This window comes from Mesorhizobium sp. M0768, from assembly GCF_040320195.1.
Classification (GTDB): domain Bacteria; phylum Pseudomonadota; class Alphaproteobacteria; order Rhizobiales; family Rhizobiaceae; genus Mesorhizobium.
The window spans coordinates 70993-83768 of record NZ_JAMYPD010000008.1 but is presented as its reverse complement, the minus strand read 5'-3'; the positions used below and the strand labels follow the sequence as shown (position 1 = coordinate 83768).

General features: G+C 62.1%; 15 protein-coding genes and 2 tRNA genes. 6 read left to right on the top strand and 11 right to left on the bottom strand.

Annotated features, from left to right (window positions below):
- Window positions 1-168: 168 nt before the first annotated feature.
- Both hxlB and NKI08_RS13390 read left to right on the top strand, forming a co-directional pair.
- Entirely contained in the window at window positions 169-735 is a 567-nt protein-coding gene (gene hxlB, locus NKI08_RS13395; RefSeq protein WP_352766863.1) for a 6-phospho-3-hexuloisomerase, read from the top strand.
- A gap of 5 nt (window positions 736-740) precedes the next feature.
- Window positions 741-1484, top strand: coding sequence for a creatininase family protein (locus NKI08_RS13390; protein WP_352769972.1), 744 nt, complete (start codon window positions 741-743; stop codon window positions 1482-1484).
- A 50-nt stretch (window positions 1485-1534) separates the two neighbouring features.
- Here the strand turns inward: NKI08_RS13390 and NKI08_RS13385 are convergent, their stop codons facing one another.
- The 3 genes from NKI08_RS13385 to NKI08_RS13375 form a co-directional block, all read right to left on the bottom strand.
- Window positions 1535-2452, bottom strand: a complete 918-nt coding sequence (locus NKI08_RS13385; RefSeq protein ID WP_352769969.1) for a carbohydrate ABC transporter permease — start codon at window positions 2450-2452, stop codon at window positions 1535-1537.
- A gap of 13 nt (window positions 2453-2465) precedes the next feature.
- Window positions 2466-3587 (bottom strand): carbohydrate ABC transporter permease, encoded by a 1122-nt coding sequence (locus NKI08_RS13380; protein ID WP_031211226.1) that lies wholly within the window; start codon window positions 3585-3587, stop codon window positions 2466-2468.
- 128 nt (window positions 3588-3715) lie between these two features.
- Window positions 3716-5380 carry an ABC transporter substrate-binding protein gene (locus tag NKI08_RS13375; protein ID WP_352769966.1) on the bottom strand — a complete coding sequence of 555 codons (1665 nt, stop codon included), beginning with the start codon at window positions 5378-5380 and terminating at the stop codon, window positions 3716-3718.
- Between the two features lie 293 nt (window positions 5381-5673).
- Between NKI08_RS13375 and NKI08_RS13370 the strand changes: the two genes are divergently transcribed.
- The 3 genes from NKI08_RS13370 to rbsK are packed head-to-tail and all read left to right on the top strand — an operon-like array spanning window position 5674 to window position 8162.
- A complete protein-coding gene (locus NKI08_RS13370) occupies window positions 5674-6732 on the top strand; it encodes an ABC transporter ATP-binding protein (RefSeq protein WP_352449436.1) in 1059 nt (352 codons plus the stop codon).
- 31 nt (window positions 6733-6763) lie between these two features.
- Window positions 6764-7216 carry an RbsD/FucU family protein gene (locus NKI08_RS13365; RefSeq protein ID WP_352471958.1) on the top strand — a complete coding sequence of 151 codons (453 nt, stop codon included), beginning with the start codon at window positions 6764-6766 and terminating at the stop codon, window positions 7214-7216.
- 4 nt (window positions 7217-7220) lie between these two features.
- Window positions 7221-8162 (top strand): ribokinase, encoded by a 942-nt coding sequence (rbsK, locus tag NKI08_RS13360; RefSeq protein ID WP_352769962.1) that lies wholly within the window; start codon window positions 7221-7223, stop codon window positions 8160-8162.
- A 93-nt stretch (window positions 8163-8255) separates the two neighbouring features.
- On the opposite strand, the gene NKI08_RS13355 is transcribed toward rbsK, so the two are convergent.
- Window positions 8256-8332: transfer RNA gene (locus tag NKI08_RS13355), tRNA-Asp, on the bottom strand.
- A 217-nt stretch (window positions 8333-8549) separates the two neighbouring features.
- On the opposite strand from NKI08_RS13355, the gene NKI08_RS13350 reads away from it, so the two are divergent.
- Window positions 8550-8625: transfer RNA gene (locus NKI08_RS13350), tRNA-Val, on the top strand.
- A gap of 99 nt (window positions 8626-8724) precedes the next feature.
- On the opposite strand, the gene NKI08_RS13345 is transcribed toward NKI08_RS13350, so the two are convergent.
- The 7 genes from NKI08_RS13345 to ybiA all read right to left on the bottom strand — a co-directional run bounded on the left by NKI08_RS13345 (window position 8725) and on the right by ybiA (window position 12770).
- The gene (locus NKI08_RS13345) at window positions 8725-9786 is read right to left on the bottom strand and encodes a site-specific integrase (RefSeq protein ID WP_352769959.1); all 1062 of its coding nucleotides are present in this window, start codon (window positions 9784-9786) and stop codon (window positions 8725-8727) included.
- Window positions 9787-9970: 184 nt separating this feature from the next.
- Complete coding sequence (locus tag NKI08_RS13340; protein WP_352769956.1) at window positions 9971-10378, bottom strand: hypothetical protein; 408 nt, start codon at window positions 10376-10378, stop codon at window positions 9971-9973.
- Complete coding sequence (locus NKI08_RS13335) at window positions 10375-10923, bottom strand: hypothetical protein (protein WP_352769953.1); 549 nt, start codon at window positions 10921-10923, stop codon at window positions 10375-10377. Before NKI08_RS13335 ends, NKI08_RS13340 begins: the two co-directional genes overlap by 4 nt.
- Window positions 10920-11339, bottom strand: a complete 420-nt coding sequence (locus NKI08_RS13330) for a hypothetical protein (protein WP_352769950.1) — start codon at window positions 11337-11339, stop codon at window positions 10920-10922. Before NKI08_RS13330 ends, NKI08_RS13335 begins: the two co-directional genes overlap by 4 nt.
- Window positions 11336-11710: a DUF7736 domain-containing protein gene (locus tag NKI08_RS13325; protein ID WP_352769947.1), complete on the bottom strand. Its 375-nt coding sequence runs from the start codon at window positions 11708-11710 to the stop codon at window positions 11336-11338. The genes NKI08_RS13330 and NKI08_RS13325 overlap by 4 nt, the downstream gene beginning before the upstream one ends.
- Entirely contained in the window at window positions 11707-12132 is a 426-nt protein-coding gene (locus tag NKI08_RS13320; protein ID WP_352622323.1) for a DUF4326 domain-containing protein, read from the bottom strand. The genes NKI08_RS13325 and NKI08_RS13320 overlap by 4 nt, the downstream gene beginning before the upstream one ends.
- Window positions 12132-12770 carry a riboflavin biosynthesis intermediates N-glycosidase gene (gene ybiA / locus NKI08_RS13315; protein ID WP_352769944.1) on the bottom strand — a complete coding sequence of 213 codons (639 nt, stop codon included), beginning with the start codon at window positions 12768-12770 and terminating at the stop codon, window positions 12132-12134. Before ybiA ends, NKI08_RS13320 begins: the two co-directional genes overlap by 1 nt.
- Window positions 12771-12776: the final 6 nt, after the last annotated feature.

Genomic DNA, 12776 nt, shown 5'->3' with positions numbered 1-12776 from the left:
ATTCACGATTTGCCGTGACACTATCACGGCTGTAGCGCATCAAAAGCACTGCGTGTCGTTGGACACCGATTTTCGCGGTGATAGCATGAATGAAAACAAGCTGTTCGGGGCAAAGGTGACTAAGATATTCAAATGGTTCTCCGGCACCGGCAGGCTGGTGCAAATGTCATGACGGACGCCGGCGAAAACCTGTTTGGGATTGCGCTGAACGAGCTTGGCACCGTGCTGGAGCGTATCGACGCAAGCCGCATCGACGCCGCTTGCGCCATCTTGGCCGGTGCGAAAAAGATCGTCACCTATGGCTGCGGCCGCGAGGCGCTGCAGGTCAAGGGTTTTGCCATGCGGCTCTATCATCTCGGTCTGCCGGTGTCGGTCGTCGGCGACATGACCACGCCGCCGCTGGGCGAGGGCGATGTCTTCCTCGCCAGTTCCGGCCCGGGTGAGACGTCGACGGTGCTGACCTTGATGCAGGTCGCGCGCGAGGCCGGTGCCACAGTCCTGCTGCTCACCGCGCAAGCCGACAGCACTGCCGCAAAGCTGGCCGACTTCACATTGCTTATCCCGGCTCAGACCATGGCCGACGACCAGGGTCCCGAAAAGACATCCGTCCTGCCGATGGGCTCGGTTTTCGAAGGCGTGCTGTTCGTCCTCTTCGAAGTGATGGTGCTGAAGCTCAGGGATCTGACCGGCGTCTCGCCGGGAGCGATGCGCGGCCGCCACACCAATATGGAGTAGGTGTCATGCGCTACGAATTGATGCTGCCGCATCAGATACGCAAGGTGATCGCCGAAAACCGGCCGGTCGTGTTGCCGCTGGGTGTGCTTGAATATCACGGCGAGCACATGGCCGTCGGCATGGACACGCTGGCGGTGGTCAAGAGCCTGGAACTGTTCGAAAAAGAAGCCGAGATCGTCATTCTGCCGCCCTTCTATTACGGCGCGGCGAGCTATGCTGTTGCAGCACCGGAGGGCAGTGGTTCGCTGCAGGTCGGCGGCAATGTGCTGGCGCCATTTGCGGAAGAACTGTTCTATAGCCTGCTGCGCATCGGCTTCCGCAACATCCACGCCATCATTCACCACCAGACCGAAAATTTTGCCGCCGGCATGCCAACCGATCTCGCCTTCAAGGCCGCCGGCCGGCAGGCGATCTTCCGCTTCCTGGAGAAAGAACGTGGCGAAGGCTGGTGGGGCTCTGCGGCGATGGCCGACTATTATGCCGAGCACGCCGAGGGCAGCAATTTCTTCAACTGGGTGCAGGTGCATCCGTTGATGCCGGCTTCAATGCACAGCCGGTACCCGTTCGACCATGCCGGCACCGGCGAGACGTCGCTGATGCTGGCGCTGTGCCCGGAGGCGGTGGATGCCGGCCGCTTCGCCGACAACACCGGCTGGTACACGGCAAGTGCGCCCGAAGCCTCGGTGGAGTTGGGGCAAAAAGGGGTTGCCATGATCCTCGAGCATTTGCGGGCAACACTTTCGGGTTAGCGCGCTTTTCCCTTCTCCCGCAACAAGGGGAGAAGGGAGAGCCGGCGCAGTTATTTCACCGCGCCCGCTGTCATGCCCATGATCAGGTAACGCTCGAGCGCGATGCCGATGACGGCGAGCGGTGTGATGGCGGCGGTGGCAAGCGCCGCCATTGACCACCAGTTGATGCCTTGTGAGCCGGTCTGGCTGGCCACCATGACAGGAATGGTTTTTGCGTCGGTCGAGGTCAAAAGCGCGGCGAAGAAATACTCGTTCCAGCACAGCACCATCGCCAGGATGAAGGCGGCGACCATGCCCGGCAGCGCGATCGGCATGACGATGCGCAAGAAGGCGCCCCAGATCGACAGGCCGTCGACGAGTGCTGCCTCCTCCAGCTCCACCGGGATGGAGTTGAACTGGTCGCGCATGATCCAGATGACGATCGGCAGCACCATCAGCGTATAGAGCAGGATCAGCCCGACGCGTGTGTCGAGCAGGCCGACCTCCCGGTAAAGCACGAGGAAGGGCAAGGCCAAAACCACCGGCGGCAGGATCAGCTGAGACAGGAAGAAGAAGGAAATATCCTCGTTCCTGAACCAGGCAAACTTGTAACGATAGCGGGTCAGCCCGTAGGCGGCGAGGCTGCCGATGACGATGGCGAGGCTCGACGCGCCGACCGAAGTGATGACCGAATTCATGAAGCGCTTGATGAATTCGTCGCGGACCGTCGACGTCCGAAAGATCGAGTCCGGCGACAGGCCGAGCGAACGCCAGCCTTTCCAGTCGGGCCGGAAGTCGACGAACGGGATCAGATGGCCCTGGGTGACGTCGACCGCGGTCTTGAACGAGGTGGTTATCGTCCAATAGATCGGGAACAGGCAGATGAAAGCCCAGAAGATGAGCGCGCCATAGATGAAGACGCGGTTAGCGAGGAAGTTCGCCGGCGAGCGGATTTCGGAAGCGGCATAGTCGGTGGTCTGAACGCTCATCTTGCCGGCCCGATCAGTTGACGTTGCGCACGAAGCGGCTGGCGAACTTCAGCAGCCAGGTCACGAACACGATGATGATGATCAAATAGGCCATCGCCAGCATCGTGCCGTAGCCGACGTTCGAACGGTCGCGATATTCGCGGTAGATGAAACTGGACACCGAATCGGTCGCGCCGCCCGGCCCGCCGGAGGTGACGGTGATGATGATGTCGGCGAGCTTCAGCTTGAAGATGATGCGCAGGATGACCGCTGTCACCGACACCGGCAGCATCAGCGGGAAGGTGACCTGCCAGAAGGTCTGCCAGGCGGTGGCGCCATCGACACGCGCTGCCTCGAGCACCTCGCGCGACATTGCCTGCAGGCCGGCGAGCAGCATGATCATCATGAACGGGATGAACGTCCACGCGTCGAGCACCATGATCGAGATGCGGGCGGTGATCGGGTTGGAGAAGAAGGCCGGGTTTTCCCAGCCGAGATGCCGCGCCAGCGTCGCGGCGGGCCCGAAGCGGTATTCCATCAGCGACTTGCCGATCATCCACGACACCGCCACCGGCGACAGCATCAGCGGCATGAGAAACACGACGCGGAAGAATTTTCGTGCCCTAATCTGCGCGTTGAGCAGCAGCGCCAGGCCGAAGGCGATGACATATTCGACGAACACCGCCAGCACGTAGAGCACCATGTTGAACAGCGCGTTGCGATAATAGGCGTCGTTCAGCATCTGCCAGAAATTGTCGAGCCCGTTGAACTGCCGTCCGCTGAAGGAACTGAGGTTCCAGTCGGTCAGCGCGATGTAGAAGCCGAACAGCGTCGGGAAGATCACCATGGCAATGGTAAACAGCAGCGCCGGCAGCAGGAACAGCGCGCGCTGGCCGTCCTCGCCGCGCGTCAGCACCTGGCCGATGCCGAGCGCGACACCCCACAGCACGTAGGCGTAGACCACCGGCCGCCAGGTCTCGAAGCCGATAGTGTCGACCTCGCTCTTGTAGAGGATTTGCAGCGCGATCACCGCCAGAAGGCCGAGCGTCGCAGCAGCCATCAGCGCCCAGCCAAGCCGTTTGCGGCTCCGCGGAATCAGGTCGGATGGCACGGCGCCTGCCGGCCATTCACTTGTCGACAAAGTCTGGTCAGCCAGGGTCCGGTCAGCCACGCGTCTTGCCTGTTCACAGGAGGCTCGATGACCGGCCGAGCCGATCGAGGCCGGGCCGGTCAAGCGGATGTCCGGCGGCTGTTCGCCGCCGAACCAGGTTTCACGATCTCAGCCTACATGCCGAGCGAGGCCTTGTAGAGCTTGACCTGTTTGTCGCGGCCGATCTGGTCGGTTAGCTTCTCCCAGGCGGCTGCGATGGCGTCGGCGCCTTCCTGCGCCTTCATCTTGCCGGCAAAGGTGTTGGCCAAAATGTCCTCGGCGGCGCTGTAGTACTGGAAGATGCCGGGGATGCGCGGCTCGATCGCCGCGTTGGGATGGTTGTAGCTGTCGGCTTCCGACTTCAGATACGAGGTGATGAACGCCTCGTCGTAGCCCGCCGCCACCCATTCCGGAATGTTGAAATGCGAGTTGCGATAGGGCTGGAAACCCGACGGATAGGCCGCGCACCAGAGCGACAGGTCCTTGCCGCCGAGATGGGCAGCGGCAGACCATGCCGCCTTCTTCTTCTTTTCGTCGCTGTCGACGCGGGCCATGACGTAAACGCCCCAGCCGAGATAGGCGCAGTTCGGCGCATGGTTCGGGCCGCTGGCGAGCTTGTCCCACTGGCCGGTCTTGGAGTTGTAGACATCGTCCGAGCCCGGCAGGATCGAGAAGCCGGTGATGTCGCCGACGACCGAGGAATCGTTGGTCTTGACGTTCGAACCGACGTCGCCCCACCAGGTAACCATCGAACCGGTGCCTGCCAAGAATTGCTGGAAGGCGGTGGTGTTCGGGTCGGCGTTGATCTGGTCGGCAGGTTCGGAGGGCAGGGCATCGATGACGTCCTGGATCGCCCGCACCCATGCCGGATTGTTGACGCGCGGCTTCATCGTGTCGGCATCGAACAGCCAGGCCTTGTCATCGGGATGCTTGGCGTAGGCGCTGGCGCGGCTGCCGAGGAAATAGTAGCCGAAACCGCCCCAGGGCTTGGGCGCATCGAGGTAGCCAAAGACATCCTGGCCCTTCACCTGCTTGCCCTTGAGGAATTTCGTCACCGCCTGCACCTGCTGCCAGGTCTTCGGCACGCCCCATTCGCCTTCTCCGCCGCCGTCCTTCCAGGCCTTGGCGAGGTCGGCATCGGCAAACACGTCGGTGCGGTAGTTGAAATTATGTGCGTCGCCGTCAACGGTCACGCGATATTGCTTGCCGTCCCATGTGCCCACCGGCGGCTGCAGATAGGCCACGACATCCTTCATGTCGATCTGGTCCTTGACCCAGTCCGGCATCTCGGAGGTGAGACCCTTGCCGCAGACGTCGCCTTCGAACGGTGCCCCCATTTCGATGATGTCGAAATCGACGGTGCCGGTCGCGATCGACTGCTGCAGGCGGGCGTTGTAGTCGGCCTGCGCCAGGTCGATCCAGTTGATCTTGGCGCCGGTATAGGTCTCCCACGGCTTCAGGAAGCCGCGAAACAGCACATTGTGCAGGTTCTGGTTGTTGAGGCCCATGAAGGTGAGTTCGACACCGGCGAATTCGCCTTCCTTGACATTGGCCTTGGTGGCGCCAAGGCAAAGCTCCCCGACCTGCTGGAAGTCGGCATCGGTCGGCTGACCCTTGCCGACACCCGGAATCTGCAGGATCTGCGCACGCAGGTCGTCGGCGGCCGCAGCCGTGCGCGTCAGCGCACCAAGCCCGGCGCTTGAGGCCGCCGCGAGGGCGGCCATGCTGGCCGCTCCCTTCAGCACGTCGCGGCGGGTGGCCCCGGCGCGGACAAGTTGGTTATAAAGGCTGACTTTCATTTCGTTCCTCCCAGAAGGTCAATTGTGAATTGGTTCAGATGGTGGAGCGCCGATTATGTTCCCCAACGACAGCGACTCCGGTAAATAGCGGCCCGAATTCTCCCTCCCGCGACGCTTGGCATTCAGTGCCGGACAAGCGTACCGGTGCGCCCGGAACAGGGTCATAAGCCGGACACTGTCACTATTCGCACAACGAAGTGCGGTGTCAACGTGAATGGGTTTTTTATCTATAAGAGACTGACTTGCCCTCGCCGTTTGCGTTGTTTAGCTTCACGGCAACTGAAGGGGGAATGATGGCTCAAGTCGCGATCCGCAATGTGGCCAAGGCGTTCGGAACCGTCAAGGTTCTGCACGATGTCAGCGTCGACATCGCCGACGGACAGTTCGTGGTGCTGGTCGGGCCTTCCGGTTGCGGCAAGTCCACGCTGCTGAGGATGGTGGCCGGGCTGGAAACGGTCTCCGGCGGCACCATCGCCATCGGCGAGCGCATCGTCAACCATTTGCCGCCGGCCAAGCGCGACATCGCCATGGTGTTCCAGAACTACGCGCTCTATCCGCACAAGACGGTCGAGCAGAACATGGCCTTTGCTCTCAAGCTGCGCAAAACCGACCCGGCGGTGGTCACTGAGCGGGTCAAGCGCGCCGCCGACATCCTCGACCTCAATCCCTACCTCAAGCGCTATCCGCGCCAGCTCTCTGGCGGCCAGCGCCAGCGCGTCGCCATGGGCCGCGCCATCGTGCGCAACCCGCAGGTGTTCCTCTTCGACGAGCCGCTCTCCAATCTCGACGCCAAGCTGCGTGTCCAGATGCGCACCGAGATCAAGGAACTGCACCAGCGGCTGAAGACCACCACCATCTACGTCACCCACGACCAGATCGAGGCCATGACCATGGCCGACAAGATCGTGGTGATGCGCGACGGTCGCATCGAACAGGTCGGCGCGCCGCTGGAATTATTCGACCGGCCAGCCAACCTGTTTGTCGCCGGCTTCATCGGCTCGCCCTCGATGAACCTGCTCAAGGGCGTCGTGCGCAAGGGCGACAAGCCCGTCGTCGAGATCGCCGGGACGCCGTTCCCGATTGCGGCGACCAGTGCCGTCGAGGATGGCCGTAATGTCGTCTACGGCGTGCGGCCCGAGCACCTCGAAATCCATCCCGATGGTGTTCCGGCGAAGATTTCGGTGGTCGAGCCGACCGGTTCCGAGACTTTGGTGTTCCTGCGCTTCGGCGAGGGCGAGATGGTGGCGCTGTTCCGTGAGCGCCACGACTTCAAGCCGGGCGACACACTGCACCTGAAACCGCGGCTCGACCAGGTGCATCTCTTCGACGCAGAGACCGGCAAGCGTCTCTGATTTCGCCCCAGCAAACTTCGCGAGGAATACCATGCTCAAAGGAATCAATCCGCTGCTCAATGCCGATGTGCTGCAGGCGCTGCGGGCGATGGGCCACGGTGACGATCTGATTATCGCCGACACCAATTTCCCGTCCGATTCGGTGGCGCGCCAGACCGTGCTTGGCCGGCTACTGCGCATCGATGCGTCGGCGGCCGACGTGGTCAAGGCGGTACTGTCGCTCTATCCGCTGGACACCTTCGTCGACGATGCCGCCGCGCGCATGGAGATCGTCGGCAAGCCGGACGACATTCCCGCCGTGCAGAAGGAAGTGCAAAAAGAGATCGATGCCGCCGAGGGCAAGGCCTGGCCGATGATCTCGGTCGAGCGCTACGCCTTCTACGAACGCGCCAAGAAGGCCTATTGCGTCATCCAGACCGGCGAGCGCCGCTTCTATGGCTGTTTTGCGTTCCGCAAGGGCGTCGTGCCACCGGATGCGGAGTAGCGGGATGCCGGCGAATCCGATCGTCATGAAGCCGGTTGTCATATTGGGCGTCTTCGTCGCCGATACGGCCTACCGCGCCGCCCGCCAGCCGCGCATGGGCGAGACGATCCTGGGCACGTCCTTCACGCTCGGCCCCGGCGGCAAGGGCTCGAACCAGGCGGTGGCGGCCGGCCGGCTCGGCGCCGACGTCACCTTTCTTACCCGCCTCGGCGTCGACCCCTTTGCCGATATGGCGAGACAGACCTGGTCGCACGCCGGCGTGAAGAGCGCCGTCATCGACACACCGGAAAGCTACACCGGTGCCGCCTATATCTTCATCGAGGAGACGAGCGGCAACAACGCGATCATCGTCAGTCCGGGTGCGGCGATGCTGATCTCGCCCGCCGATATCGAGGCAAATGCCGGCCTGATCCGCGCGGCCGGCGTTTTCGTCACCCAGCTCGAACAGCCGATCGAGGCGGCGCTGCGGGCGCTGGAGATCGCGCGCGGGGCAGGGGTGACCACCATCCTCAACCCGGCGCCCGCGGCCAGGCTTCCGGACCGCATCTACACGCTTTGCGACTATGTCACGCCGAACGAAACCGAGGCCGAGGAACTGACCGGCATCAAGGTGTCCTCGATCGACGACGCCCGCCGTGCCGCCGACAGCCTGCTTGAGAAGGGCGTTGGGGCAGTCATCGTGACGCTTGGCGAAAACGGTGCGCTGCTGCACACGGCCGATCGTTCCGAGCATGTCGCAGCGGTCGCCGCCGGCCCGGTGGTCGAGACCACAGGCGCGGGCGACGCCTTCAACGGCGGCCTGGCTGCCGCGCTGTCGAGGGGGATCGAACCTCTGGAAGCGGTGCGCTTCGCCTGCGCCGTCGCCGGCATCTCGGTGACGCGCCCAGGCACCGCCCCGTCCATGCCGACGCTGCAGGAGGTCGAGGCGCTGCTCGCCGAGGGGTGAGACCGTATGGATTACATCATGAACGACGACGGTTTTTGACAAATCAACGTCGACATTTCTCCGACACCAGGGGACGTGACCCCAAAGGAGAAATGGCGCGAGTGACGGGGCTCGAACCCGCGACCTCCGGCGTGACAGGCCGGCACTCTAACCAACTGAGCTACACCCGCGCATGGACGAGCACGTGTCAGCCGTGTTCGTCGTTGGGGCGGTGGATAAGGGGTAAGCCACCGGGTGTCAAGCGGACCCGGACAGCATAACAGCAAACAGCAGAAGGTTTTTTGACAAGCCGAACTTTGTTGCCGAAACCGGCTCCCGGCCAAGCCACTGGCCGCTCATTTGGCCTTGCGAAGCCGGTCCTAACTGCTTAAAGGTCCGGCCCGGAGCGGGCGATTAGCTCAGTTGGTAGAGCGCTTCGTTTACACCGAAGATGTCGGCGGTTCGAGCCCGTCATCGCCCACCATTTTATCTCAATGATTTCAATGCTGTCTGCTTCGCTTGGAGGTAGTCAGGCGTCCCGTGCGCCCAGCTATGCGCCCAGAAACGAGCATTTTGGGGCGCTTCAGTAGGCATCGGCGGCTGCCTGCTGGAAGTCGGGATGATGGTGGCCGTAGGTCGATTCCATCTGCTTGACGGTCATGCCGAGCGAGCCGGCGGCATCCCAGATCGGCACCCGGCGTTGCATCAACCAGGTCGCCCGGGTGTGGCGAAGGATATGCGGCGTGACCTCCTCGCCGAGCTTGGCCTCGACGCGGGCGGCATCGAACGACTTGCGCATAAGGCCGATCGGCTCGCCGCCCTTGGCATGGATCACCGGACCCTTGCCGCCGTCTTTCCGTCTCCATCGTTTCAGATGCGCAATCAGCCGGCGCGGCAGCCGCATTGGCGGCCGGCGCTTGGTTGTTTCGCGCACGCGCTCGCCGCGCCGATAGAGCACGCCGGCGTCAAGATCCGGCCAGCCGCCAGCCGGGCCACGGTTCCAGTTGAGATCGAGGATGGCGGCGTGCCTGGTGCCAGTGTAGAGGCCGATCAAGATGAAGCGCGGCAGACATTCATAGGTCTTCGGCCTGGCGCGCCGCAGCCGGAGCGCACCGCGCAGAAGGTCGGCCGCCTCTTGCCGCGTCAGCCAGCGCTCGCGGGCGACGGGCTTGTCTGGCAGGTCGAAATAGGGCCGGAAGTTCAGCCGCTTCTCTTTACAGAACATGTAGACCGCCGCACGAAGATCCTCGAGCTCGCGGCGTGCAGCTGCTTGATGCTTACGGCTGGCGCTATATTCGCGGCAGGTCTCGCCGTCGACCGCTGACAGCGGCTTGTCGCCCCAGAATAAGGTCAGGAATGCGATGCGGCCTTCAAGCGGCCCTGTGTCGTCGCTGCTCGCCTGCTTGGCTGCGAGATAGTAATCTAGCGCCGCGGCGCATGCGATGTGATCGGGACCACGTTCGACGGAGACGGGCTTTTGCTTTTTTTGCCCGATGTATTCCGCGAGCTTTTCCGCCGCGCTATCAGTTTCGCCAACAAGGCATCCCGTTCGCTTGTAAACGGACCCGTCGCGGATGACGAGCCGCTTGACCCCGTCCCGGTCGAGCCTTGGGACGATGCGGGGCGGGCTTTTTCGACGCGGCATTTGAGTCGCATTTCCCTGATTGCGGACGGTGTGACGAAATCCTTGTTGGCAATCTGCTCGATTGTCAAATTCCCCTTGCGGGCTTCGGCGCGCAAGGCCTTCGGCGTGATCCGCCCCCCAAAGAACCTATCGCATGCTTCCTGGAGCCGCATCGGCGTGTCGTCTTCGGAGGCGGATGGCGCGCTCACGACTGTCCTTTCCTACCGGCGGGGTGATCTCCGCATACGCATTTCTCAGGCAGCGGAGGCGATCCGTGCTCCTGTGTTGCGCACTGCCGGCAGATGGGGTCGCTGTTCGGGTTGCCCTCTCCCTTTCCAGAGAGGCGATCCTGGCGGGGAAGGAGAGCGCGGGCGGCGCGCAGGTGCTTGATTTGGACCGATGGTTGGCAGAACCAGTCATCCTCTAGCCCTTCGAAGATAAACGCGCGGTTCGCAAACGGCGCCTCTCTCAGTGCTTCCCGTTCGGCTTCGAGGCTGGCTATGTGGTCTATAAGGATGTGGATGTTGTCGGAGGAGCAGCGGCCAAGGTATCGTTCGTCAGTAAATTCCAAGTCGGCCCGCATTTCTGCGATCAAGTCCGATGGCGCGCTCATGACGATTTCTCCCCACCAGAGGGAAGAGAGGGGTTTCCTGCGATGGCGGCAGTGACCATGGCCTGATATATTGTTGCGCATTCGTCTGTGTTCAGGGTGACGTTGCTGAGCCGCGAACCGATTTCCATGTATTTGTCCATTGGGATCGCATTCAGGGCGGCGGTTTTCATCGCCTCGGTCGGCTCCTCCGGCTCTGCCCCGCGCGCAAGCGCAAGTGCGGCGCGGGCTTTGTGTATGCGTTCGCGCGCTTCGCCATGCTGTTCCGGCATCGGCATGTTGGCAAACGGTTCAAGCGCAGCCACGAGCGCGTCGATGCGACGTTGTTTGGCACTGATGACTTGTGAATAGCTATGAACCATTTCTTGAAGAACGTCGGCCCTGTCCACCGGGTCTCCTGCGCCCCCAGAGGAGATGCCCTTGACCGCAGCCAACGCCCTGTCCAGTTCGCGACGAGCACCAGCGGAATAGATGCCTTCAGCGTGGGCGACCGCAGCTGACGCGTCGAGCAGACGTTCAATTGCCTCTTCGATTGTCGGGCAGGTCATGATTGCACCAGTGCGCAATCATTGGAGCAGGAGCACCAGTTGTTTTCGAATTGCTTGCAACCGGATTTAGCGCATTCGCCAGGGATATCGGCCGCAAGATTGGCGATCTGTTCTCGCGACAAGCGCCATTCGTTCATCAGCAATTTCACAACGACATCCATGGCTGCATTGGGATAGGGAGCGCTCATGGCGGCTCCTGTTGAAGTGCAGGCCATGGCACTTTCACCAAATCTCACCGCCACAGCTTCAACCGGGCTGGATTTGGTGAGAGTGGCGCGGCACCGCCCTATCGCAGATCGGACATCGTCAAGCCTGTTCCTCAGTTCGGCCTTTGGGTCGTCAGCTTCGACGGCCATCCGCAGCAATTCGATGTCAGCGGTGATGCCGTCAAGTATGTCTTGCGTTGGCGTGGTCATGGCGAAACCACCGCGATCTTGTCGGGCGAGACCTTCTCGGCCAGTTCGGACAGTGGGTCTATGCGCTCGTGCTCGGCGATCGTCATCTGCGGGACGGTGATCGACTTTCCGTAGCGCTCCTCCCACGTCGCCAACCACGTGAGGTAATTGTCTTCCGTGACTTGCTCGGCTTCGGTGATGGTCGCTTCAAGCTCGGGATGCATCTTCAGCACCACCGGCGTTGCCTCACGGCTGATGCGCGGTATCTGATGCGTAAACACGTCCTCGCCGGTCATGAAGTTCAGCACCTCATAGACGCCGCCGATCGGGCCCATCAATATGCCGGTGATGGTCGACAGAACGTCGCATGTCGGGAATTCTTTCGTAGTCATGGTGAAACCTCTTCGCATCTGGTGGCAAAGCGCTGCCGACTGACGAGTTGTTCGGGATCGTTGGCGATGTTGAGCAGGACGTCGGCATGACACGGCTTGCCGTCGAGCGCGCACCAGCAGGCGAGGTTCTTCCCGGTCAGACTGCCGATGTTGCGGAAGATGGCGAGCCGCGCCTTAGCCTGTTCCTGAGGCGACGGATCCGGGATCAGGCAGTCCCAGCAGCAGGCCATTTGGCTGAATAGCTGGACGACATAGGCGCGGTCGTGCCTGGCGCTGACCTTGAATGGATTACCGAAAAGCGATGGCCGCGCGACGTTGACGGCGTCGAGGCCGTTGAACGATCGGGAGTGCAGTTGCAGATCGAAACCCTTGGCGCGTGAGAGGCGAAGGCGGACGGGTTTACTTGTGAAGGAGCTGCCCATCAGACGTGTGGCCTACCTTCGGCCCTGCTGATAGCGGCGCGGAGTTCGGCCCGCACTTCCATCCACAGTTTGCCGAGCATGTTCTTGCCGTCGCGGTTGTAACCCCAGCCCCAGAAGTCGTCGCGCCATGAATTCTCGACCAACTCGCGATCGCCGGTCGCCAGCAGCTTGCGGCGCACGTATTCGTGCTGATCAGCCTTAGCGCGAAGGATATCGCGCATGACGTCGACCTTCACGTCATCCCAATCATGTCGGCGGAGATGCTTGTTGCGTTCGGCGAGCTTGAAGGCGTCGTGGGCGGAAGGGGCGCTCCGTATACGCTCCATAAGCTGAAACTGCTGGGCAGTCGGCACGTTCGCCTTGAACTTCATAAAATGATAGACGGCCTCCGACGTGTCGAAGCGCACCAATCCTTCGCGCGGCGTCCACTCCCACATGATGGTGAACGCCGAGAAATTCGACAGGACATAGAAATCCTGCTCGTAGAAGCAAACACGCTCCTGTGTGTCGAGGCCGTGGCATTCGATGGTCGGGAGCGGCGGCCGCGGGCAATTTCCGCTGTAGCCGTGGAACTTGAACATCTCTTCGCCGGCCGGCATAGGCTCGCCGCAAAGCTCGCATTTCGGGGTCTCGCTCATACTCGC

Excerpts from the sequence above, each read along its gene's own strand:
- NKI08_RS13340 (WP_352769956.1), bottom strand. The coding sequence starts at position 10,378 with ATGAGCGCGCCATCGGACTTGATCGCAGAAATGCGGGCCGACTTGGAA.
- NKI08_RS13345 (WP_352769959.1), bottom strand. The coding sequence starts at position 9,786 with ATGCCGCGTCGAAAAAGCCCGCCCCGCATCGTCCCAAGGCTCGACCGG.
- ybiA (WP_352769944.1), bottom strand. The coding sequence starts at position 12,770 with ATGAGCGAGACCCCGAAATGCGAGCTTTGCGGCGAGCCTATGCCGGCC.
- NKI08_RS13330 (WP_352769950.1), bottom strand. The coding sequence starts at position 11,339 with ATGACCACGCCAACGCAAGACATACTTGACGGCATCACCGCTGACATC.
- NKI08_RS13370 (WP_352449436.1), top strand. The coding sequence starts at position 5,674 with ATGGCTCAAGTCGCGATCCGCAATGTGGCCAAGGCGTTCGGAACCGTC.
- NKI08_RS13390 (WP_352769972.1), top strand. The coding sequence starts at position 741 with ATGCGCTACGAATTGATGCTGCCGCATCAGATACGCAAGGTGATCGCC.
- rbsK (WP_352769962.1), top strand. The coding sequence starts at position 7,221 with ATGCCGGCGAATCCGATCGTCATGAAGCCGGTTGTCATATTGGGCGTC.
- NKI08_RS13375 (WP_352769966.1), bottom strand. The coding sequence starts at position 5,380 with ATGAAAGTCAGCCTTTATAACCAACTTGTCCGCGCCGGGGCCACCCGC.
- NKI08_RS13335 (WP_352769953.1), bottom strand. The coding sequence starts at position 10,923 with ATGACCTGCCCGACAATCGAAGAGGCAATTGAACGTCTGCTCGACGCG.
- NKI08_RS13365 (WP_352471958.1), top strand. The coding sequence starts at position 6,764 with ATGCTCAAAGGAATCAATCCGCTGCTCAATGCCGATGTGCTGCAGGCG.
- NKI08_RS13320 (WP_352622323.1), bottom strand. The coding sequence starts at position 12,132 with ATGGGCAGCTCCTTCACAAGTAAACCCGTCCGCCTTCGCCTCTCACGC.
- NKI08_RS13325 (WP_352769947.1), bottom strand. The coding sequence starts at position 11,710 with ATGACTACGAAAGAATTCCCGACATGCGACGTTCTGTCGACCATCACC.
- hxlB (WP_352766863.1), top strand. The coding sequence starts at position 169 with ATGACGGACGCCGGCGAAAACCTGTTTGGGATTGCGCTGAACGAGCTT.
- NKI08_RS13385 (WP_352769969.1), bottom strand. The coding sequence starts at position 2,452 with ATGAGCGTTCAGACCACCGACTATGCCGCTTCCGAAATCCGCTCGCCG.